We start from the raw sequence: 21956 nt of genomic DNA, 5'->3' as shown, positions 1-21956 counted from the left end.
TGGTTTTATTCTGAAAGGTCACTCAGCTTCATGATAGCACCATATCGTGCAGATAAGGTGGATGCTTCCATTAAACGGGTTAAATCATAAGCAAGCCCAATATTCTCTGTCGCCGTCGTTCCCATTTGAATATGCGATATCCATTGCTCGAAAGCGGAAGGGAGTTTGGGTAAATTCGTCACTTCTTGCCACCCTGTAGTTGCTTCTCCTGACATTTTGGAGCTGCGAATGCGTAATTTGTCATCGGTTCGGGCATACATAAGATTACCTTCTGTTCCTTGAATCTCCATATCGAATTGCGAATAGCTATTAACGAACCCCGCTTCCACTATACCCAGTGCACCACTTGGATAACGTAATGTGACTACCGCACTATCTTCGACTTCACGATTGGTAATATAGCCGAAGCTTGCGCTTACACTTTCGGGTAATCCCAGAAACAAACGAGTTAAGTACATGGGATGACATCCTAGATCCATCAATGCCCCACCACCGCATTGCTCTAAGTTGAAGAAATGGGATGGAAGTGCGCCGTCTGGATGTTTCTCTGTTCGCAATGCACCGTTATGTGCAAGCCGTATTCGTACAGTAGTTATCGTTCCAAGAAGACCGTCGCGAATACAAGTTAACGCTGCTTGTGCGAATCCCATATAAAGACGCGGTAAGGACACGGTTAGCTTAACCCCTGTTTCCTCGACTACGTTAAGTATTTCTTGGCATTCTTTGGTCGTCGTAGCTACAACTTTTTCTGTGAAAATATGCTTACCAGCTCTTGCGGCTGCGATAATGACCTCATGATGTCGATTGGTAGCTGTACCTACAATGACTGCGTCAATTTCAGGATTTCTCAGAAGCTCATCTAAGTTTCCGTAAAAAGGAACACGGAGTTCCGCCGCTTTTTCTCGGCCTCGCACCTCAATTTCGTCCCAAACCGCTACAATTTCGGTATCCACATGTTCGCCAGCAAGACGTGCATAATCTTTGGCATGGACGTGCCAGAAGCTCAACATCGCCACTTTTATCATCGTTCGACTGCCCTCTTTTCTTATTTTTCAATCAAAATAGACAGCTTTCCCCGTTCGATTCGATTCATAGATCGCTTCAAGAATCTCAGACACAACACAGGATTGTTCAGGTGTTACGACTGGTTCTGTATCATTGATAATGGCATGAATCCATAAGCGAATTTCTTTATCCTGCATTGTTTCTTTCTTACCTTCATAGAAATCTGCGCCTTTCGCTACGAATTGCATGTGGTTTACATAAAGTCGGCTATGCTTTTCACCATTAATACGTAAGCCATCTTGCATATCAGCGCCGCCCTCTGTTCCGCAAAGGGTAGTTTTCGCTTCCTTCGTATCGAGTGTATTCAGCGCCCAGCTCGCTTCCACCATAATCGTTGCACCATTCTTCATAACGATCATGGCAAAAGCCGAATCCTCAACCTTGAACTTCGCTGGATCCCAAGGTCCCCAAGAATTGGCCGCATGTTCCTTACGTGAAAGTTTATGATAAGCGGTGCCCAGCACCACCTTAGGTTCATAGTTATTCATTAGCCACAGCGTTAAATCGAGTGCATGTGTACCAATATCAATCAGCGGCCCGCCGCCTTGCTTCTCTTCATCCAAGAATACACCCCAAGTGGGAACGCCACGTCGGCGAATGGCATGAGCTTTGGCATAATAAATCTCACCCAAATCCCCATCCTCAATCACTCGTTTCAAATGTTGGCTGTCAGCGCGAAAGCGATTGTTATAACCAATTGTTAATTTCTTACCTGTACGTTTAGCAGCTTCCACCATACGACGCGCATCTGCTGCTGTTTTCGCCATCGGCTTCTCGCACATGACATGCTTGCCTGCTTCCATTGCAGCAATCGAGATTTCAGCATGTGTGTCATTCGGTGTACAAATATGAACGACGTCAATCGTTGGATCTGCGAGTAATTCGCGGAAATCATCGTAGACGATGGCTCCAGGTGCGCCAAATTTCTCAGCCGCCTTGCTTGCACTCTCCCGACGAATATCGAAGAACCCCGTAATTTCAACCTCTTCAATTTTGCTCAAGCTAGGTAAATGCTTCCCCGTTGCAATACCACCACAACCAATGATCGCTACTTTCACTTTATTCACTGTTGGTTCCCCCCACGATGTACAACTATTATCTGCCTATTTAAAGAAGATGCTGGACTTCGATGAGAGACCTGCATGTGCAGGCACTCCGTATCGAAATCCAGCTCCTCTAAGGTACGATTACTTGTTTACAAATTCCATTTGTTGTTTGATGATTTCTTTCGCATCTTTAGCTAGGAATGCTGTATCTTTATTCTCTGCATACCATTTGTTCATGAAATCTTCAAGCTGTTTGCCGCCTGCTTTATCCCAAGCTGCTTTTGCATCGCTAATCGCTTGATCTGCGGAATATTTGGAACCGCTAAGGATCGCTTTAACGAATAGATCGTTTTTCTCTTTAAGAATGGTTGTATTAATAACTTGAAGATCAGCAGGATATACTGGCATATGATCTCCTAGTGTAATACCTGGATACTCTCTTGCTGGATCGAAGTAAATCTTCTGAGCAGCTTTGAACAATTCCAATTGAGCTTTTTGTTCAGGTAACAAATCAGGATTGGATAGAGGAGCCAATGCATAGTTACATTTATCAACACCTGATGAGAAGAACATCGCGTAATCCAAAGCGTATAAAACCTCATTTTTGTGCTTCTCCGGATCAAGAATTTGCGGACAGCCGTTTACGCCTTTCTTCCAGTGCGTGCCTTCGTCGCCATAGATTATCTTACGCGCAGTTTCCGGCTTCATCATGAAGTCAAGATAGCGGCCTACCGCTTCTGGGTCCTTTGCCTTGGCATTCACAACGGTTGTCATTTGAATAGGATTATCGATTGCTCCCGTGAATGTTCCCATCGGTGATTTCGGGTAGCCGAGTGGCGCCACTTCACCATTAGGATTGTTCTTTTTGAAAGTAGATAATTCAAGGTCCGCAGAGAATCTAACAAAAATTCCCATTTTACCATTTAGGAAGTCTTGTTTGGCCTTGTTGCCGTCTTTATCATTAATATAGTCTTTGTCTACGATGCCAGCATCATAGAGACTCTTCTTAAACGTAAGGGAAGCTTGTTCTTTGTCCCATGCACGAACAACTTTGCCATCTTTAATATCCCAAGCAAGCAATGTTGCTGAAGAACTTTCACCGAAAATCTCATTGAGCGCTTGCTCCGAATACGTACTCATGTTCATGCCGTACGTATCTTTCTTGCCATTGCCGTCTGGATCTTGCTCAACAAACGCTTTCGCAACGTTATATAATTCTTCCGTTGTTGTCGGCATAGAAAGATTCAGCTTCTTCAACCAGTCGGTACGGATGTAAAGAATGTGAGCAGCTGTCGCTTCTTTTACTTTACCGATCTCGTACAATTTACCGTCAGGTTTTGTCCCTGCTTTTTTCAATTGTGGATATTGGGCAAGTAATTTCGAGTATTCAGGCATGTATTGTAAAATATTGTCAATTGGCATCAATTGTTTTTGATCATACAAACTGCCTCTGAACGGTGTATTGTACTCATTGATGATATCGGGAGCAGAACCGGAAGCGAAAAGAACATTTAACTTTTTCGTAGAATCGCTGCGTAGAATTGGAACTTGCTTTACATTGGCAGGTCCATTTTGGTTAATGAACTTGGTCCAACGATTATCTTCGTAAGTACCTTCGGAAGCTGGTACGCTTCCACGATCATAAATCGTCACCGATACATCCCCACGTTTAGCTGGTGTTGCCGCAGTAGTTGCGCTTGAAGACGTTGGTGCTTTTGACGCTTCTTCTGCTTTTTTATCACTGCTGCAACCTACTAATGTCGCCCCTAGTGCCACAACCCCTACTGATACGCCAAGCAATAACTTCTTGTTTTCCATGTGCATTTTCCCCCTACAAATTTTTTATTATAACGTTTTGAGAAACGGGAACACCTGTTTCATTAACCCTTAACCGATCCAAGCATAACACCCTTGACAAAATACTTTTGCAAGAATGGATATACGACCAGCATCGGTACAACCATAACGACGACACCGACAGCTTTCACCATCTCCGTAGCAACGGTTTGCTGTTCCTGAATATTAAGCGAAGGAGAGTTCAGCAAGTCATTTTTTTGCAGCATCCCTTGGACAACTACGGTTAAATTCATCAATTCACCTTTATTGATGTACATGAGAACGTTCATAAACGAATTCCAGAAGCCAATGCCATAGAATAACGCAAGGGTTGCCAGCATGGGAAGTGAGAGCGGCAAGATGATCCGAATAAGTAAGGAAGTATCGTTACACCCATCAATTCGTGCAGCTTCCTGCACTTCATAGGGAATATTCTCGAAATAACTTTTCATAAGAAGCATATTGTACGTACTGATGAAGCCTGAAAGCCACAATGCCCAATAGGAGTCAATAAGGTGCATACTCTTAATCACGAGATAGGTAGGAATCAACCCTCCCGAGAACAGCATAGTAAACACCATACCTAGAACCAGATACCGTCTCCCCATCAGATATGATCTTGACAACGGATACGCTGCTAGTATCGTACCCAACAAACTCAATGCCACACCAATCACAGTAATAATAATACTATTTTTAAAAGCACTCACAGCAGGGCTGGCGAGGAAGAATATTTTATAGGCTGTTAACTCTATACCGACAGGCCAGAAGAAGACATGACCAGATTCAACGGCCGAACGCTCACTTAGAGATAGCGCTATGATATGAATAAATGGGAGAATACACGTTAGGGCGATTAATGCGAGCACTAGATAATTGATGGCATAAAATATTTTTTCGCCGTTTGTCGCTTTCATACTAATCCTCCTTCCACGAATGTCGAACCTGATGTATAGGTGATGCTAGAAGAGTGCTTGATCAAATTTTCTAGCAATTCGATTTGCTATAAGTACAAGACTGCAACTAATGATGGATTCAAAAAATCCCATGGCTGTCGTTAAACTAAACTGTGCATTTCCTAAGCCAATTTTATAAATATACGTACTTATAACTTCTGACACATCCGAAACTCCAGCATTCTGTAAGTTATAGACTTGGTCAAATCCTACTTCCATAATCTTGCCCATTGCTAATATAAGTAATAAGATAATTGTGTGACGAATACCAGGAATTGTTACGTGCCACATTTGCCGCCACTTTGTAGCCCCATCCATGGCAGCTGATTCATAGAGAGAGGGATCAATAGTCGTAAGTGCAGCTAGATAAATGATGGTACTGAAACCCATTTCCTTCCAAACCCCTGATCCAACAAAAATGGCTAACCAAGATTTGGACTCATACAGGAAAGTAATCGGTTCAATTCCAAAGAGGCCGAGCACCTTATTGATTGAGCCGTAATCAGTTGCGAATAGTTCTAATACGATACCGGAAACAATAACCCATGAGAAGAAATGCGGTAGATAGACAATGGTTTGCACCCATCGTTTGAACCAAGATTTCCTCACCTCATTCAGCAAGATTGCAAGGAATATCGGCATTGGGAACCCAAATACCAAACTCAGAAAACTCAACCAAAACGTATTCCACAAAATTTGGAGCGTATTCGAGCTTGAGAAGAGAATGTGGAAATTCTTCAGTCCTACCCATGGACTTCCTAAAATACCATCAGCAAAGTTATAATTCTTGAAAGCGATAACAAGTCCGCCCATAGGCCAATATTTGAATAAAATATAGTAAGCAATAACAGGAACCAGCATGATAAACAAAGGAATGTTCTGCTTCAGCCTTCTTCGTCGTTTTAGTCGGAAAGCACTTCGCTCACTTTGAGTCATCTGGATGTCAGGAGTTTTAATTATATTCCCATTCATGTTTGCCTCACTCCTTTACTTTAATCTTATAACCCTATGATATAAGTTTTTATAGGAAAAACCCTTAAAATATTATAGAAGAAACTATAAATTCATTGGGTCATTATCTGCCAGATTACTCAGGATTTTCTTCTTTCTTTACGGGACTATCGTATGTACAAAAGGCGAGCTCCCCCTTACCTCTTAGGGGAGTTCGCCTTTGCTTCAAGCATGTATACCACAGACAGTCTGCTTCAATAATTTACTCTCAATTGTTGGAACCTGACCATTGCGGTACGATCTTGTACTTAGATCCAGTACATGTAGTAAATGTAATACAACCTGAATGTTCCAATGATTGAAAAGTAACTTGTCGCCCCTCTTCATCCAATACCAGTACCGGTATGCGAGAATGAATCGTACACGGTTCGCCATTCAAAGATTCGATCGTCGCTTCGCTCAGACTACTGCTTTCCCAGCGTAAATTGACCGTGAACCCTCCACGCGCCCGCAAACCGTTAATAGAACCGGAGACCCAAGTATCGGGAAGCGCTGGAAGCAAGTGAAGAAAACCTTTATGAGACTGCAGCAACAATTCCGATATGCCAGCTGTAGCAGCAAAATTGCCATCGATTTGAAATGGCGGGTGCGCTCCAAACATGTTGGCATAAACCCCGCCCCTCTGTGAGACCCACTTGTCCGGCTTCACGAGCTGCAACATATTATAGATAAGCCGTTCCGCGCGATTACCATCTTGGAAACGGGCCCATAAGCCTATTTTCCAACCGAGACTCCAACCAGTCCCCTCGTCTCCGCGTCTATTTAATGATGTACGCGCCGCCTCATACAAATCGGGCGTAACCTCTCCATTAATTTGGCGTCCAGGGTATACGCCGAACAAATGTGAGACATGACGGTGATTCATGTCCTCTTCCTCGAAATCGCTAGACCATTCCTGAAGTTGTCCAAACTGTCCAATTTTCAGTGGGAATAGCTTACTTCTCGCCATCGAGAGCTCGGATCTGAAATCCTCATCGACATGCAGTACTTCAGCAGCTTCCAAGCAATTCGAAAACAAATCCCAGATCAATGATAAGTCCATCGTCGAAGCTACGCTTACAGCTGCTTTCTCACCGTCACAACTAACAAATTTATGCTCCGGCGACGTGGAAGGAGCTGTGACAAGATATCCTTCCTGATCCTTAATGAGCCAATCCAAACAAAACAATGCAGCTTCCTTCATGATTGGATATGCTCTCTCACTTAGGTACACCTTGTCTCTGCCAAAGGCGAAATGTTCCCAGAGATGCTGACTAAGCCAGACACCGCCCATTGGCCAATATGCCCAAACCGGATCGCCATGTCCATAATCGCCTACGGGTGCACTCTGAGCCCAAATGTCTGAATTGTGATGCGCTGTCCAACCACGGACACCGTAATTGATCTCTGCGGTGCTCTTCCCGTTAACCGATAAATTCCCAATAAAGTCGAGCAGCGGGCCATGGCATTCAGGTAGGTTGCAAGTTTCTGCGAGCCAATAGTTCATCTCCGTATTGATGTTCAATGTATAATTGCTGCTCCACGGCGGTCTTGTCTCCTTATTCCAAATCCCCTGCAGGTTAGCAGGCTGCGTCCCCTCGCGTGAACTGGCGATCATCAAATATCGGCCATACTGAAATAATAATTCTACTAAGCCCGGATCCTGAGCCCCAAACTCAGAAATTCGTTGGTCTGTTGGCATATCGGCAGGACTGATCGTCTTCCCAAGTTGAATGTTAACTCTATCAAACAAGCTGCGATAATCGTGGACATGCTTATTGCGAAGCTCCATATAAGAATGCTGCATCGCTTCCGTCAAATATGTTTCTGTAATAGCTAGTGGATCTCTACCTTCTCTGCCCGGAGAGCGATTAAAGCCATTAAAACTTGTTGCCGCACTGAAGTAAAGCGTGACACTCGTGGCTCCTCGAACATGCAAACCAGCTTGGTCTGCATGGATGTACCCATCATCCATAACAATCGCGAGTCGACCTACGAAAGACATCGCCTCTCCATCCTCTTGATCTTCGTATACAATTGGTTGATCAACAGGATAATAGCTTGGCGCCACCTGCACCGGTGCCTTCCCACGAATGATCCATTGACCATTCTCCTGGATCATACTAGCACGCAATAGGCTATCCAGACGCGCGGTAAAATGCAGCGAACCGGCTTGGCTGGACTGCAGACGAAGGGCAATAACCTGACTGGGGTTGGAAGCAAACATCTCTCGTGTGTACATTACATGACCGATCTGGTACTCGACCCGAGATACGCCTTCCTGCAAATCCAGCTCACGTTTATACGATTGCGCGATATCTCCATGTTCAAATACAAGTGTAAGATCGCCAAATGGCAAATAGGATTGCGTGTACGGCCCTAACATCTCCTTACACATTTGGTCAGCATCTGCATATCTACCTTCCGCCAAGAGACGACGTACCTCCGGCAGCACTTCCTTGGCACGCGGGTTATTCCAGTCTTTTGGCCCACCCGACCAGAGTGTGTCTTCGTTTAATTGAATCTTTTCTACCTCGATTCCACCGAAAATCATGGCGCCCATTCGACCGTTACCAATTGGCAGCGCTTCAGTCCATTCTTTAGCGGGACTTTGAAATAAAAGCCTCATTTCTCATCAACCCTTCAATTACTTTTTAACTACTATATTACTGTTCAAAGTTGGATTCATCGGTATTTTCACCGTATGACATATATGATTTACACTCCCATTGTAAAATGAGGAAATGTGAATGAATATGTATATTAATACGATGTATTTGCACAAAATTAAGGTATTTTTATGATGAAAATTAGCAACATCTTTGATCTCCCTCAGATTATTACCTAGTTACTCACCATGCGCTGAACTAAGCAAAATAAACGGCTACGCCGTCCTTTGAAGGACAGGAGCGTTTATCTAGAAATTCATCATAATTAGTAAGTAAAACTTATAATTTCTGATATTTATATGAAAAACTGCCTCCCCCTAAGGGAAAGCAGTTTTCGCTTCCATATACAATTACTTTGCCGGAGCTGTCGTGGATTGCCTGATAATGAGTTCTGGACGCATAACGATGCGTTGCTTGGCTTGTGATTTCTTCTGCAGTTCGAGAATCAGCAGATCGACGACTTGCTTGCCCATCGGCTCAATCGGCTGCGCAATCGTAGTTAGTGGCGGATCCGTTACCGAAGCTAGGATCGTATTATCGAAACCAATGACAGAGATATCCTCAGGAACACGAAGCTTTAGTTGCTTCGCAGCCTGCAAAGCGCCAATCGCAAGCATATCATTACAGCAGAAAAGCGCAGTCGGTCTCTCGCCGGCAGCTTTCTCTAGAAGTTCAATCGCTTCGCGTTTGCCGTCTTCGACAGTATACCTACAATTACGAACACTCCCTTCAGGGATCTCGATACCGGCTTCCGCAAGCGTGGTCATGAAACCTTTGACCCGTTCACGACTACTCGTAACTTTGGTGTGTTCGGCAAGTATCGCCATGCGAGTATGCCCAAGCTCCAAAAGATGCTGAGCAGATAACGTGCCACCAACGAAATCGTCAACAACAACGGTATGTACAGCCAAATCCGACATCTCCCGCGCAATCATGACAACCGGAATCGAGCGTTCCATGAGTGGTGTAAGCATTTCCTTATTATCCATCCCAGTCCCGATAATCATCCCATCTACACTTTTTTGCTGAAGTAAGTTCAGATATCGTTCTACACGTTCATCTTTATTATCAGTAGAGCAGATGACGAGACTGTATCCTAAATTATGACCTTGATCCTCCACAGCCCTAGCAATTTCTGCAAAAAAGGGATTGGAGATATCAGGGACAAGCAAGCCTAACGTATAGGTCTTCTTCCCAGTAAGTGCTGATGCGATGACACTCGGCTGGTAATTGAGCTTTTCCATTACTTTCAGAATTTCAGTGCGCCGTTCTTCGCTTATTTTACCTTTACCGTTCATGACTTGCGATACCGCTGCAATCGATACACCGGCTTCCCGAGCCACATCGTAAATGGTCGCCTTCATCGTACTACCCCATTTTTCTTGAAGAATACAGTTATTCCCCCATTATGACGGGGCTTCCCAGAACTTGCAACCGTCTTACGACTCGCTCGGCTTCGTCATGATCCAAGCATGGTCGGGGTCATTGTGAAATTTCCATATCCGCGTAGGTCCAGCCATGACATTCAAATAGTACACATCATAGCCAGGAGGCGCCGACACGGGGTGATAACCACGCGGAACTAGCACCGCTTCTCCATTTTTAACAACTAACGTCTCATCGAGTGAACGATCATCCGTATATACCCGCTGAACCGCAAAGCCTTGTTCCGGCTGAACACGGAAATAATACGTTTCTTCCAAAAAGGACTCTTCAGGAAGCGCATCACGATCATGCTTGTGCGGCGGATAACTGGACCAATGGCCATTCGGTGTAAATACTTCAACAACGAGCAAACTATCTGCCGGCTCGTTTTCAGGTAAAATATTATGAATATAACGCTCGATATTCCCATACCCACGCGTCTCAACGCCTACTTGCGCAGGAGCAATCAATCGCGAACGATGATTCCCCGCTCCAGGAGCTGAACAAACAGCAAGTTCTAATGAGGTTAACGCCGTTACTTCATAACTATCTTGGCTAGCCACATAAACGGAATACGGAGGAATTTGCTCAAACACGCTCATACGCTGACCAATTCCGAGCCATTGTTCTTCCTTCGTACGCACATCGGCTTTGCCGCTCAACAATACGAGGCATACTTCCTGATCGGCAGTTTCTCGTCGCAACGTTTCGCCAGCTGCCAACTGGACAACCTCGAAGCCAACATACTGCCAGTGGGCCGATTCCGGTGTTATTTGTAATAAGCTGCCTTCTTCATTCGGAGATGATGCAGGTGATACAATTAAGTTGGACATCTTCCTATCTCTCCTCTTATTAGGATAATGAAGTTTGTGTGAGCAGTTCCAACGCTTCGCTCACCTTCACAGGCCGACCCAAACGGGAAGATAACTTCGCAGCTAATGCAATACGCTCGGCTTGTACGCCGTCATCTCCGCTTACAGGAACAGCCTTATCGTTCAAAATTGCATCAATAAACATGTGCGTTTCTTCAACGTAAGCAGCTTGATAACGCTCGAGGAAGAAATGAAGCGGTTTATCACTCACAATGGAATCCGCGGTGGAGATGACAGCCGTGTTCGGATGATCATTCGCAACGACAACACTGCCTTTGTTACCGAACACTTCTACCCGTTGATCGTAACCATAGACAGCTTGTCGACTGTTATCGATTACTCCTAATGCACCATTCGCGAAACGAAGCGTAACAACCGCTGTATCCACATCGCAATGCTGGGCAAAATCCGGGTTGATTAGGACATTCCCTACCGCATACACTTCTTCAACCTCGCTGCCAGAAACGAATCGTGCCATATCGAAATCATGAATCATCATATCCATGAAGATACCGCCAGAAACTTTGACATACTCAATCGGAGGTGGGTTCGGGTCACGGGACGTAATTTTAATGATATGCGGATCGCCGATCCCCCCACTTTGCACGACTTCTTGAACACGTTTGAAATTATGATCAAAGCGACGGTTAAAGCCAATTTGCAGCTTCACACCTGCTTTATTCACTTCATCAATGGCTGACTGCGTTTGCGTAATCTCCATGGAAATCGGTTTTTCGCAGAAAATATGTTTACCCGCACGTGCGGCTTGACTAATCAAAGGTACATGCGTATCTGTCGAGGAACAAATGAAAATGGCATCAATATCGGAATGATGGATTAGTTCGTTGCTATCCTTTGTTACCAATGAAATGTTACGCGCTGCAGCCCATGATTCTAACTCTGGACCTGCATACAGATCACTTACTGCCACAATCTCAACTTGCGGGTTCCGCAATAAATTGTCCGCGTGAATTTTACCAATCCTGCCAGCGCCGATAATGCCAATTCTTACTTTTTTCATCCTATTGACCTCCTGCTTTCCCTGAACTGCCGAATAACTGAATCTTGGACCGTACCGATGCGATAATCGCTTCTCTTGCTGGAATTAAATAGTTCCGAGGATCGTAGGCATCTGGATGATCATTCAAATAGGTACGAATCGTCGCGGTACAAGCGATCTGATTATCTGTATTCACATTGATTTTGGCTGTACCGCAAGCAATGGCTTGACGAATTTCGTCATCTGGCAATCCGCTTCCCCCATGAAGCACGAGGGGTACACCTGTCAGTTCCTTAATTTCAGCCATTCGTTCAAAACCAAGCTTTGGTTGTCCGCGATAAGGACCATGTACCGATCCCAGCGCAGGTGCCAAGCAATCGATGCCTGTTTCCTGAACCATTGTCACGCAATCCTCAGCCACCGCATACATCCCGTCAGCATCATCTACTACTAGATCATCCTCACGTCCTGTGATTCGACCTAGCTCAGACTCCACAGATACACCAAGCACATGCGCAGCTTGCGTCACTTGACGCGTAACTTCGATGTTATGTTGGAGCGAATGATGGGAAGCATCGATCATCACCGAGGTAAATCCAGCGTGGATCGCTTTGATACATACTTCATAGGAGCTTCCATGGTCCAAATGAAGAGCAACGGGCACTGTAATGCCATAGTGCTCGATCAAAGCTTTCACCATGCCAGCGATACAGGGCAATCCGCCCATATAAGGAATGTAAGCCTCGCTTACACCAAGAATAACTGGCGCCTGTTCGAGCTGAGCCGCTTGCAAGATCGCCTGTGTGAATTCAAGATTATTCAAATTAAATTGCCCAACGGCATATTTACCTTCTAACGCTGTTTGCAGCATCTCTTTCATCGAGACGAGTGCCATACCAATCGCTCCTTTTCTGGCGAAACTCGCTGTTACCAGCGAGCGGTTACCATCTTTTTACGCGTATAGAATTCCACGCCATCCGTACCGTTGGCATGCAAATCCCCATAGAAGGATTTCTTCCAACCCGAGAACGGGAAGAATGCCATTGGGGCAGGTACGCCTAAATTGACACCAAGCATCCCCGCATCAATTGTTTCACGGAATTGGCGCACATTGCTGCCATCTTGCGTGAAGAGACAAGCGCCATTCGCGAATTCGGAACGGTTGGAAAGCTCAATTGCTTCTTCGAGCGTTTCAACGCGAACGATGGATAGCACAGGAGCAAAAATTTCATCTTCCCAAATTTTCATCTCACATTGTACGCCATCGAAAATCGTCGGTCCTACGAAGTAGCCCGCTTGCCCAGCAGCAGCGTCTTTACGACCATCGCGCACCATAATGGCACCTTCATTTTCACCAATTTCGATATATTTCAATGTACGTTCCTTATGCGAGCCACGAATGACTGGACCTAAGAACACACCTTCATCATTGCCGTTGCCAATCGTAATGGCATCTGCTGCTTCTAAAAGTTTGCTAACTAATGTATCCGCTACATCGCCTACAGCTACCACGACGGAACATGCCATACAGCGCTCGCCCGCAGAACCGAAAGCCGCATTCGTGATTTCTTTCACCGCAATGGACAAATTCGCATCCGGCATAACGATGGAGTGATTCTTCGCACCTGCAAGAGCTTGAACGCGTTTCCCGTTGGCGGCAGCCGTTTTGTATACATATTCAGCTACCGGTTGAGAGCCAACGAACGAAATGGCTTTAATATCTTTGTGCTCAAGTAGACCATTCACCACATCATGCGCCCCATGAACGATGTTCAGCACACCTGCTGGCAATCCAGCTTCGTGGAACAATTCTGCAAGGCGATTAGCCAGGTGAGGCGTACGCTCCGATGGCTTCAATACGAACGTGTTACCACAAGCAATCGCGAGTGGGAACATCCAGCAAGGTACCATCATCGGGAAGTTGAACGGCGTGATGCCGCCAATAACTCCGATAGGGTAACGGTACATACCCGACTCCAGATTAGAAGCAATGTCTGGCAGCTGTTTACCCATCATCAGGGTCGGTGCGCCAGCGGCGAATTCCACGCATTCGATGCCGCGAAGTACTTCGCCATAAGCTTCGGAGTAGCTTTTACCATTCTCTAGAGTCACGATGCGGGCAAGCTCTTCCCAGTGATCAACGAGAAGCTGTTGGTATTTGAATAAGACTCTTGCTCTCTTCGGTACTGGTGTGCGGCTCCATGATTGGAAAGCTTCTTGGGAGTTGCGAACGGCTTGATCGACTTCTTCTTTGGTCGAAATTGGAATATAGGCAAGAATCTCTTCTGTTGCAGGATTATATACGGGTTCTGTTTGTGTTGCGGATGATGCGACCCATTCGCCGCCAATCCAGTTTTTCAATGTATGTGTCATAACGATTTCGCTCCTTTAGGGTTGATTCAATATTATGAGGCCGTAATTTCTCCACGATTGCAACGTTCGATGTAATCATCCACAGCTGCAGCAGTTGGCATGGCATCCGAACAGCTATGGCTGGAAATGACGATACAAGCAGCTGCGCTTCCGTATTCCATACTTTTTTTTAGCGTCCAACCTTGCATAACGCCATAGATAAAGCCTGCAGCATACGAATCACCAGCTCCAAATGTCTTTACCACTTTCGCTGGGAAACTCTTCGCGCGATGCCCTACTCCATCAGGTGTATAGGCGATAGAACCTTCTTTACCATGTTTGATGATGACAATCTTCGCTGAATAGTCGAACCATTTGGCAGCGGTGATGTGGTCATCCTTTTCCGGATTATGCTCGAATTTCTCCATCATATCGAATTCTTCGCGCGTACCGAGGATAATATCGCACTTCTCAGCAGCAAGATTATAGTACACAGCCGTCTCCTCAGGAGATGTCCATGTGTAGGGACGATAATCGAGATCAAAAACGATGATAGCGCCGTGCTTCTTCGCATAGTTCAGTGCTTGAAACACCGCCTCGCGTGATGGACTTTGTGCCAGAGCTGTCCCGGAAATCAGCAAGACTTTCGCTCCTGCGATCAGGGATTCCTGAACCTCATCCGGCGTAAGTTTCAAATCTGCCACATTATCGCGATACATCAGAATGCTGCAGTCCGTCGGGCTCTTGATTTCTGTAAAAGCTAACCCCGTTACAGAGCCCGTGCGATCCGTCACGACATTGCTGGTATCAATCGCGTTGCGCTCTAGATAGGAAGCGATGAACCGGCCCATTTGGTCATTTGCGATTTTGCCGATAAAAGCTGTTTTCATCCCTAAGCGGGACATGCCGATCGTAATATTTGCTGGCGACCCGCCGACATACTTCGTGAACGTCATCGTTTCTTCCATGGGCCGGTGAATTTCGTTCGCATTTAAGTCGATACATAATCTGCCGATGGCTACAAAATCAAGCTCTTTCGCTTCTGGAAATGTCACATATGTCATGGCCTCGTTACCTGCTTTCTTTGATTAATAAAGAATGGATATAGTTCAGCGCGTTGGACGCATATTCGTACGCATTATGAGTGGCAGGGTCTTGTTCGCCTTCGAGCATCGCCCATCCTCTGTAGTCACGATCCAATAATTCTTTGAAAATCGGAGCAAAATCAAGGCAGCCATCCCCTGGTACGGTAAACACACCTTTGCGGATACAAGTTACGAAATCTACCTGCTCAGCGCGCGCTTCATCTAGTACATCCTGACGAATATCTTTCAAATGAATATAAGCAATGCGGTTATAATGTTTGCGCAATACCGTCAACGGATCTCCACCACCGTAGTAGGTGTGCCCCGTATCAAACAGCAAGTAGACCAAGGATGGATCCGTTAGCTCCATTAATCGATCGATCTCTTCTGGTGACTCAACGACCGTTCCACCGTGATGGTGATAGGTCAGCTTCAACCCATGCTCAGCTGCAATAGCTCCCGCACGGTTAAGACCTTCCGCTAAGCTCTGCCAGCCTGCTTCATCAAGGCGAAGCACTTCCTTCTCGTTGGGCGTACGGCGCGGGTCAAAATGGAGCGAGCCGCCAACTTCTGCTGTAGAAATAACCGTACTGCCCATTTCTTTCAGAAATTGCACATGTTTGCGATACGCTTCCAATTCTTCTTCGCGATAAGCGGGATCCGAGAACAGAACGGATTTCCACTGGGATACGAGAGAGATGCCTCGGTCCGCCAGTTCTTTCTTGAGCACGTTGATATCCGTTGGATATTTGCGTCCCATCTCCGTACCCGTCAATCCTAACTTCTGAATCTCATCTACGATCTGTTCGAATGAGGTATCAGCGCCATGTTCCTTGACGTCCTCACCCACCCAATTAATCGGATGAATACCTAGCTTAAACGGTAGTTCTTCCATCGTTAGGTCACCTCTTCTAATTTATATGAGTTTAGCCGCTTGTATGTTTTTCTTCATTTCTTCATGAGCTGCTACCACTTTGGCACTCTCCGAAACCTCAGGCACGCCGACGTTCCACCATGACTCATAGCCGCCTGTGTTCGTGCCAGGCACAACTGGAATTTCAATCAAGGTTGTCACTGTTTCTTGCTTCGCTTGAAGCAATGCTGCCTTAAGCTCTTCGGGATTGGTTGCCTTGTAAGACTTCGCTCCCAGGCTGCGGGCATGCGCAGCGAAATCAATTGGCATATAGCTTCCTGTCAGCCTACGTGTCCCAGCTTCCCGATAACGGAATTCATTGCCGAAACCTTCACTTCCTTGACTGCGTTGTAGATTATGAATGCATTGGAAGCCATGATTATCAAATAGCAAAATCGTGAATTTCTGACCTTCTTGAAGGCTTGTCACTAGTTCCGAGTGAAGCATTAAATAGCTGCCATCTCCGACAATCGCATATACCTCGCGCTCCTGTTCTGCCAACGCTGCCCCGAAGGCTCCGCTGACTTCATACCCCATACAAGAGAAGCCGTATTCCATATGGTATGTTCTGGGTTCTGTTGATCTCCAAAGGCGATGCATATCACCTGGGAGACTTCCCGCCGCACATAGGACCACAGAGGAAGGATCAATCGTCTCGTTAATAACACCAAGTGCGTTCGTCTGAGCAAAGCCTTCGTCACACGCTGCCTTGTACAAGCGATCCACTTCACGATCCCATTCGTCTTTCAATGTTGCTATGTAGCCCGTTTCGTATTCGCATGAATAATCAAGGAAAGACAGTGTTTCGCGCAGAGAGTGAAGCGCTTCCTTCGCATCAGCTGTAATCGAAATACCACCAAGCTTCGAGGAATCAAAACCGCTAATATTGATATTAATGAATTGCACTTCGTCATTGGCAAATGCCGATTTAGATGCTGTGGTGAAATCCGAATACCGCGTGCCTACACCGATAATCAAATCAGCCTGTTTCGCCAACTTGTTCGCAGCGAGTGCACCTGTTACACCAATCGCGCCGACATACTGTGGATGGTTCCAAGCCATCGAGCTTTTCCCTGCTTGCGTTTCTGCAACGGGAATGCCGAACGCTTCCGCGAACGCTGCAAGTTCCTTCGTCGCTTCCGCATAAAGTACACCGCCGCCAGCAATAAGTAACGGGCGTTTCTTGCCTAAGATTACGGCTGCTGCTCGCCCAACAGCTTCCTGCGCCGCTGGGCGGCGATCGATATAATGAACCTTCTTATCGAAAAAAGCTTCCGGATAATCATAAGCCTCCGCCTGCACATCTTGGGGAAGCGCTAAGGTCACCGCTCCTGTCTCGGCCGGATCTGTTAACACGCGCATTGCTTGAGTTGCTGCGCTGATCAACTGCTCCGGTCGAACGATTCGATCCCAATATTTGCTCACCGACTTGAAAGCGTCTGTTGAAGATACGGTGTAATCGCTAGTCATCTCTAGCTGCTGCAGTACGGGATCAGGCTGTCTCGAAGCAAAATTATCTCCCGGCAGCAATAGCACCGGAATGCGGTTAACAGTTGCCGTTGCCGCGGCCGTTACCATATTCAGAGCGCCAGGCCCAATTGATGTCGTACAGGCATAGATTTGCTTGCGATTCTTCTGTTTCGCGTAAGCGGTTGCAGCGTGGACCATCCCTTGCTCATTCTTGCCTTGTATATACGTAAGGTCACCCGCGCTGTACTCCAACGCTTCTCCAATTCCAGTTACATTGCCATGGCCGAATATCCCCATGACACCTTGAACAAATTTAGTCTCCTGTCCATCGATAGAAATGTATTGCTGGTCTAGAAAGCGAAGCAAAGCTTGTGCCATTGTAAGTCGAATTGTACGCATGTAAATCTCCCTTCCGTTCAGAGGTTAAGCGCTTAATCTGTTAAATGTTAAGCGCTCGCCCCTGAATGGGTTAAGCGCTTAATCCGATCATACAATATTTCCAATTCACTCGCAATCCTTTTTTTTTACCCCGTGTATTCAGTGAGCTTAACTCGAGCTCCGAATTCTAAGGTGTCCAGTAAGTGTTCGCGAAGCGACCTGCCGCTTCGCCATTAATTCCTTCATCATTTCCATCGTATGTTTCCCTACCTCGTCCCTGGGATAATGGATAACGCTCAATTTGGGCTCGGTCAGCGACGTCATTAGAATATTCTCTGAACCAAGAATAGCTAGTTGATCCGGAATTAGAATACCATTCTTCTTACATGTATCTAGAATACCTGCTGCCATCAAATCATTGGAGCAGATTATTGCGCTGAATGGCAACCCTGTCGGGTGGTTGTCCACATATTTCTGGAAGATCTCCGATGCGCTCTCTAATCGTCCGCGCCCGCTAAGCAAAGCCTCTTCTTGCAGCTCCAACCCTTCTGCTAACATGGCCTCCTTGAAATAGCGCAGTCTATTCACATGATAAGTGGATGATGCGGTATCCGTCATGTACCCAATTCTTGTATGCCCCTTGTCCTTCAAATGTTGAATAGCCTGTCTATAAAGATCAGACCAGTCTACATCCACAAAGGGGATTCCCTGTTCTTGGGCGTACGGGTTTTGTGTCACAGATAAAATAGGCACTTCCCACTCCAGAATCCGGTCGTATGTCTCCGCCTTCAGCTGTTGTCCAAGCAGGATAATACCATCCACCCGCCCTCGCAATGACGAAATTAACTGCTCCTCGGTTTCCGGTGTATAGCTCTGGAAGAAAACTAGAAACGACTCTTCTCTCGCAGCAGATTCGATATGTAATAATAAGCCCGCCTCGAATGGATTCCCCAGATAGTTAACCAGTACTGCCAATTGTCCCGTCTTCTTCGTTTTTAAACTTCGTGCCAAAAGATTAGGTTCATATCCTAATTCTTTCATGGCTGCCAGAACTCTCACTCGCGTTTCCATCTTTACGTTGCTCTTGCCGTTTAACACGTATGATACGACCGCTACAGAGACTCCTGCACGTTCTGCTACTTCTTGACGACTAGCCATTCCATGTTCCCCTCCGAATCTCTACTCGTGTAAATTATACGCAATAAACACTTGGCAAGCAATGAAGGGGATGCTAAAAAGTGCTCAAGAAGGAAATTTACCCAAGTAAATTAAAGGAGACTACTACAATGAAATCTATTCAACAAGCGTTTGACGTTGTCGTTTGCGGCGGCGGACTCGCCGGTTTTTGTGCTGCTGTCGCTTCGGCAAGACAAGGAGCGAAGACTTGTCTGATTCAAGATAGACCTGTTTTTGGCGGCAACAGCTCATCAGAAATCCGTGTAACCCCCTATGGTGCCGCTGCTTTTCATGCTTATGGCAGAGAAACTGGTATAATCTCGGAGCTTCTTATTGAAGAACGTGCCCTCAATCATGAGAAAATTCGCGAAAACGGTTGGACGAATAGCGTTTGGGATATGGTTATGTACGACAAGGCCGTCAAAACGCCGAATCTAAGTTTCCATTTGAATACCAGTGTCAACAGCGCCAAAGTCACCGACGGTAAACTCATGTCAATTAGAGCTTTAATCGCAAATGCGGAAACAGAGCTTGAAATCAAAGGAGATGTCTTCATCGACTGTACAGGTGATGGAGTCATAGCCGACATGGCAGGCTGCGAATGGCGCTGGGGTTCCGAAGGTCGCGATGAGTTCAACGAACCTCATGCTCCACTTGTTGCCAGCTCCGATACGATGGGCAACTCCATCCATTTCCGGGCCAAAGATATGGGACGTCCCGTGCCTTTCAAAGCACCTGACTGGGCCATTCAACACGAAGATGCGGACTATTTCTATAAACAAGGCCGCACTTTCTACGACACAGAATCCGGATATTGGTGGATTGAGATCGGTGTTCCTTATAACACCGTTTATGATAATGAACAGATCCGTCACGAGCTGACGCGACATACTCTTGGTATTTGGGATTGGATGAAGAATCGCGACCCGCTCCTGAAAGAACAAACAGCTAATCTTGCACTAGATTGGATCGGTCAAGTTCCAGGCAAGCGAGAGAGACGTCGAATTATGGGCCGCTACTTCATGACCGAGCACGACATTCAAAAGCGCACCGTATTCGAAGATGAAATCGCCTATGGCGGCTGGTTCGTCGATCTTCACACGCCTGGCGGACTTCTGGCTCCAACCGCAGAACCAGCAAGTGCTGAAGGCTATAACGAAACGAGCGAGTATGCCCAAAAAAGTTACTGCGGGCCTTACGGAATTCCCTTCCGTATCATGGTCAGCAAAGATATCAGTAACTTAATGATGGCGGGTCGTAATGTCAGCGTTACCCACGCGGCTCTCGGTACTGTCCGAGTGATGTCAACGACAGCCCTGATGGGGCAAGCGGCAGGTACAGGTGCTGCTTATGCGCTGAGAAATCAAGTAAACCTGTCTGACATGTCAGGGGAACATATCGTCCATGTCCAACAAACCCTGCTCCGCGACGGCTGCTTCCTTCCAAATTATAAGAATGAAGATGCTGAGGATCTGGCCAAACAAGCAACGGCTAGTGCCAGTAGTACAGCCACAATCCATGGTGTCGGACCTGAAAGCCGCGATTTCACATTCGGCTTCCGTTCAAGAGCTGAGCAGGAAGCTAGAAAACATAAAGCTGAGCCGCTAACTTTCAAGCGCGAGCAATGGATTGCTATTGAAAATGGACGCATTGATAACATCGCTGTGTGCTTAAGCAATAATTCCGATCACCCTCAACATCTCTCTGCCAAAATAATTCTGGTCGATCATATTTGGGATTATCGAACAGACACAGGCGTCGTTTATGCAGAAACGACCTTAACGGTGCCCGTTGGACAGCGTATATGGGTGGAATGGCCGCTAAATTGGCATGATCCTGCGATTGGCAGTCGTTATATTCAACTCCAACTCGGTGTTAATCCATCGGTAGAATGGCATTCGGCCAACCATATCCTTCCAGGCCATATCTCCGCTTTTGATATGGGCAGCGGGAAAATGAGTCGCTATCTGAATGATGGCGGCACGCTCAGTTACCGGATCACGCCAGCTCAACAAAGCTACGGTGCAGACAATGTCATTAGCGGCGTAACCCGGCCTCACCAATTCACCAATATGTGGATGTCCGATCCTGCTCAGCCGCTGCCACAATATGTCCAGTTGCAGTGGACTGATTCACAAAGTATTCGTGAAATTCATGCAACTTTCCCAGGGCATTTGCTGCAAGAATATCATCGCTATGAGCCATTCTATCGGGATCCGCAATGTCCCAAATACTATACGATAGAGGCGTATATCCAAGAGCAATGGGTTGCCATTGTAAAAGTTGAAGGAAACTACCAACGATTAGTTAAACATACGTTGGATCAACCGATACAGAGTGATCGTATTCGTTTGACAGTCACGGCGACGAATGGAGATTCCTCAGCAGCCGTTTATGAGATTCGGTGCTATGGGTGATGGCTGCCAGGCGCAGGTTCTGACCGTGATAGTCGACTTTTTCGACTTACAGAACTCCATTCGCTTCTTGGCGCGCCTGTAACTCGATTATTTCGACTTACAGATCTCCATTTGCCTCTTGGCGCGCCTGTAACTCGATTATTTCGACTTACAGATCTCCATTCGCCTCTTGGCGGACCTTTAACTCGACTTTTCCGACTAGCAGAACTCCATTCGCTTCTTGGCGCGCCTGCAAGTCGATTATTTCGACTTACAGAACTCAAATCGCCTCTTGGCGCGCCTATAAGTCGATTATTTCGACTTAGA

The 21956-nt window shown here is 46.3% G+C and carries 16 protein-coding genes; 1 reads left to right on the top strand and 15 read right to left on the bottom strand.

All coding sequences use genetic code 11. The annotated features are described in order from the left end of the window. Positions 1-5: 5 nt before the first annotated feature. The 15 genes from A8708_RS29565 to A8708_RS29495 all read right to left on the bottom strand — a co-directional run bounded on the left by A8708_RS29565 (position 6) and on the right by A8708_RS29495 (position 19215). On the bottom strand, positions 6-1025 hold the full coding sequence (locus A8708_RS29565; protein WP_068669780.1) for a Gfo/Idh/MocA family protein: 1020 nt from the start codon (positions 1023-1025) through the stop codon (positions 6-8). A 27-nt stretch (positions 1026-1052) separates the two neighbouring features. Beyond that, positions 1053-2132 (bottom strand): Gfo/Idh/MocA family protein, encoded by a 1080-nt coding sequence (locus A8708_RS29560; RefSeq protein WP_068669778.1) that lies wholly within the window; start codon positions 2130-2132, stop codon positions 1053-1055. A 120-nt stretch (positions 2133-2252) separates the two neighbouring features. Further along, positions 2253-3929 carry a type 2 periplasmic-binding domain-containing protein gene (locus A8708_RS29555; RefSeq protein WP_068669776.1) on the bottom strand — a complete coding sequence of 559 codons (1677 nt, stop codon included), beginning with the start codon at positions 3927-3929 and terminating at the stop codon, positions 2253-2255. 62 nt (positions 3930-3991) lie between these two features. Continuing rightward, complete coding sequence (locus A8708_RS29550; RefSeq protein ID WP_068669774.1) at positions 3992-4864, bottom strand: carbohydrate ABC transporter permease; 873 nt, start codon at positions 4862-4864, stop codon at positions 3992-3994. A gap of 45 nt (positions 4865-4909) precedes the next feature. Beyond that, positions 4910-5839, bottom strand: coding sequence for an ABC transporter permease (locus A8708_RS29545; RefSeq protein ID WP_068670013.1), 930 nt, complete (start codon positions 5837-5839; stop codon positions 4910-4912). Positions 5840-6122: 283 nt separating this feature from the next. Further along, the gene (locus A8708_RS29540) at positions 6123-8522 is read right to left on the bottom strand and encodes a glycoside hydrolase family 95 protein (protein WP_068669772.1); all 2400 of its coding nucleotides are present in this window, start codon (positions 8520-8522) and stop codon (positions 6123-6125) included. Between the two features lie 390 nt (positions 8523-8912). Further along, positions 8913-9926 carry a LacI family DNA-binding transcriptional regulator gene (locus tag A8708_RS29535; RefSeq protein WP_068669770.1) on the bottom strand — a complete coding sequence of 338 codons (1014 nt, stop codon included), beginning with the start codon at positions 9924-9926 and terminating at the stop codon, positions 8913-8915. Positions 9927-10001: 75 nt separating this feature from the next. Further along, positions 10002-10820 (bottom strand): 5-deoxy-glucuronate isomerase, encoded by an 819-nt coding sequence (gene iolB / locus A8708_RS29530; RefSeq protein ID WP_068669768.1) that lies wholly within the window; start codon positions 10818-10820, stop codon positions 10002-10004. 19 nt (positions 10821-10839) lie between these two features. Beyond that, positions 10840-11880 carry an inositol 2-dehydrogenase gene (gene iolG, locus A8708_RS29525; protein ID WP_068669766.1) on the bottom strand — a complete coding sequence of 347 codons (1041 nt, stop codon included), beginning with the start codon at positions 11878-11880 and terminating at the stop codon, positions 10840-10842. Between the two features lies 1 nt (position 11881). Further along, positions 11882-12754: a class II fructose-1,6-bisphosphate aldolase gene (fba, locus tag A8708_RS29520; protein WP_068669764.1), complete on the bottom strand. Its 873-nt coding sequence runs from the start codon at positions 12752-12754 to the stop codon at positions 11882-11884. Positions 12755-12786: 32 nt separating this feature from the next. Next, complete coding sequence (locus A8708_RS29515) at positions 12787-14232, bottom strand: CoA-acylating methylmalonate-semialdehyde dehydrogenase (protein ID WP_068669763.1); 1446 nt, start codon at positions 14230-14232, stop codon at positions 12787-12789. A gap of 32 nt (positions 14233-14264) precedes the next feature. Next, entirely contained in the window at positions 14265-15275 is a 1011-nt protein-coding gene (gene iolC, locus A8708_RS29510; RefSeq protein ID WP_068669761.1) for a 5-dehydro-2-deoxygluconokinase, read from the bottom strand. Between the two features lie 7 nt (positions 15276-15282). Further along, a complete protein-coding gene (gene iolE, locus A8708_RS29505; protein ID WP_068669759.1) occupies positions 15283-16191 on the bottom strand; it encodes a myo-inosose-2 dehydratase in 909 nt (302 codons plus the stop codon). 21 nt (positions 16192-16212) lie between these two features. Then, positions 16213-18078, bottom strand: a complete 1866-nt coding sequence (gene iolD / locus A8708_RS29500; protein WP_068669757.1) for a 3D-(3,5/4)-trihydroxycyclohexane-1,2-dione acylhydrolase (decyclizing) — start codon at positions 18076-18078, stop codon at positions 16213-16215. Between the two features lie 147 nt (positions 18079-18225). Beyond that, positions 18226-19215: a LacI family DNA-binding transcriptional regulator gene (locus A8708_RS29495; RefSeq protein ID WP_068669755.1), complete on the bottom strand. Its 990-nt coding sequence runs from the start codon at positions 19213-19215 to the stop codon at positions 18226-18228. 128 nt (positions 19216-19343) lie between these two features. On the opposite strand from A8708_RS29495, the gene A8708_RS29490 reads away from it, so the two are divergent. Next, complete coding sequence (locus A8708_RS29490) at positions 19344-21650, top strand: FAD-dependent oxidoreductase (RefSeq protein ID WP_068669753.1); 2307 nt, start codon at positions 19344-19346, stop codon at positions 21648-21650. Positions 21651-21956 lie beyond the last annotated feature (306 nt).

It is taken from the genome of Paenibacillus oryzisoli (assembly GCF_001653565.1).
In the GTDB taxonomy this organism is placed as follows: domain Bacteria; phylum Bacillota; class Bacilli; order Paenibacillales; family NBRC-103111; genus Paenibacillus_E; species Paenibacillus_E oryzisoli.
Note: the sequence above shows the minus strand (reverse complement) of the source record. Positions and strands in the feature narration are given on the sequence as shown.

What these genes read in the sequence shown, in the direction of transcription:
- iolB (WP_068669768.1), bottom strand. Translation starts at nt 10,820, where the DNA reads ATGTCCAACTTAATTGTATCACCTGCATCATCTCCGAATGAAGAAGGC.
- A8708_RS29550 (WP_068669774.1), bottom strand. Translation starts at nt 4,864, where the DNA reads ATGAAAGCGACAAACGGCGAAAAAATATTTTATGCCATCAATTATCTA.
- A8708_RS29535 (WP_068669770.1), bottom strand. Translation starts at nt 9,926, where the DNA reads ATGAAGGCGACCATTTACGATGTGGCTCGGGAAGCCGGTGTATCGATT.
- A8708_RS29515 (WP_068669763.1), bottom strand. Translation starts at nt 14,232, where the DNA reads ATGACACATACATTGAAAAACTGGATTGGCGGCGAATGGGTCGCATCA.
- iolG (WP_068669766.1), bottom strand. Translation starts at nt 11,880, where the DNA reads ATGAAAAAAGTAAGAATTGGCATTATCGGCGCTGGCAGGATTGGTAAA.
- iolC (WP_068669761.1), bottom strand. Translation starts at nt 15,275, where the DNA reads ATGACATATGTGACATTTCCAGAAGCGAAAGAGCTTGATTTTGTAGCC.
- iolE (WP_068669759.1), bottom strand. Translation starts at nt 16,191, where the DNA reads ATGGAAGAACTACCGTTTAAGCTAGGTATTCATCCGATTAATTGGGTG.
- A8708_RS29490 (WP_068669753.1), top strand. Translation starts at nt 19,344, where the DNA reads ATGAAATCTATTCAACAAGCGTTTGACGTTGTCGTTTGCGGCGGCGGA.
- A8708_RS29565 (WP_068669780.1), bottom strand. Translation starts at nt 1,025, where the DNA reads ATGATAAAAGTGGCGATGTTGAGCTTCTGGCACGTCCATGCCAAAGAT.
- A8708_RS29540 (WP_068669772.1), bottom strand. Translation starts at nt 8,522, where the DNA reads ATGAGGCTTTTATTTCAAAGTCCCGCTAAAGAATGGACTGAAGCGCTG.
- A8708_RS29495 (WP_068669755.1), bottom strand. Translation starts at nt 19,215, where the DNA reads ATGGCTAGTCGTCAAGAAGTAGCAGAACGTGCAGGAGTCTCTGTAGCG.
- iolD (WP_068669757.1), bottom strand. Translation starts at nt 18,078, where the DNA reads ATGCGTACAATTCGACTTACAATGGCACAAGCTTTGCTTCGCTTTCTA.
- A8708_RS29545 (WP_068670013.1), bottom strand. Translation starts at nt 5,839, where the DNA reads ATGACTCAAAGTGAGCGAAGTGCTTTCCGACTAAAACGACGAAGAAGG.
- fba (WP_068669764.1), bottom strand. Translation starts at nt 12,754, where the DNA reads ATGGCACTCGTCTCGATGAAAGAGATGCTGCAAACAGCGTTAGAAGGT.
- A8708_RS29555 (WP_068669776.1), bottom strand. Translation starts at nt 3,929, where the DNA reads ATGGAAAACAAGAAGTTATTGCTTGGCGTATCAGTAGGGGTTGTGGCA.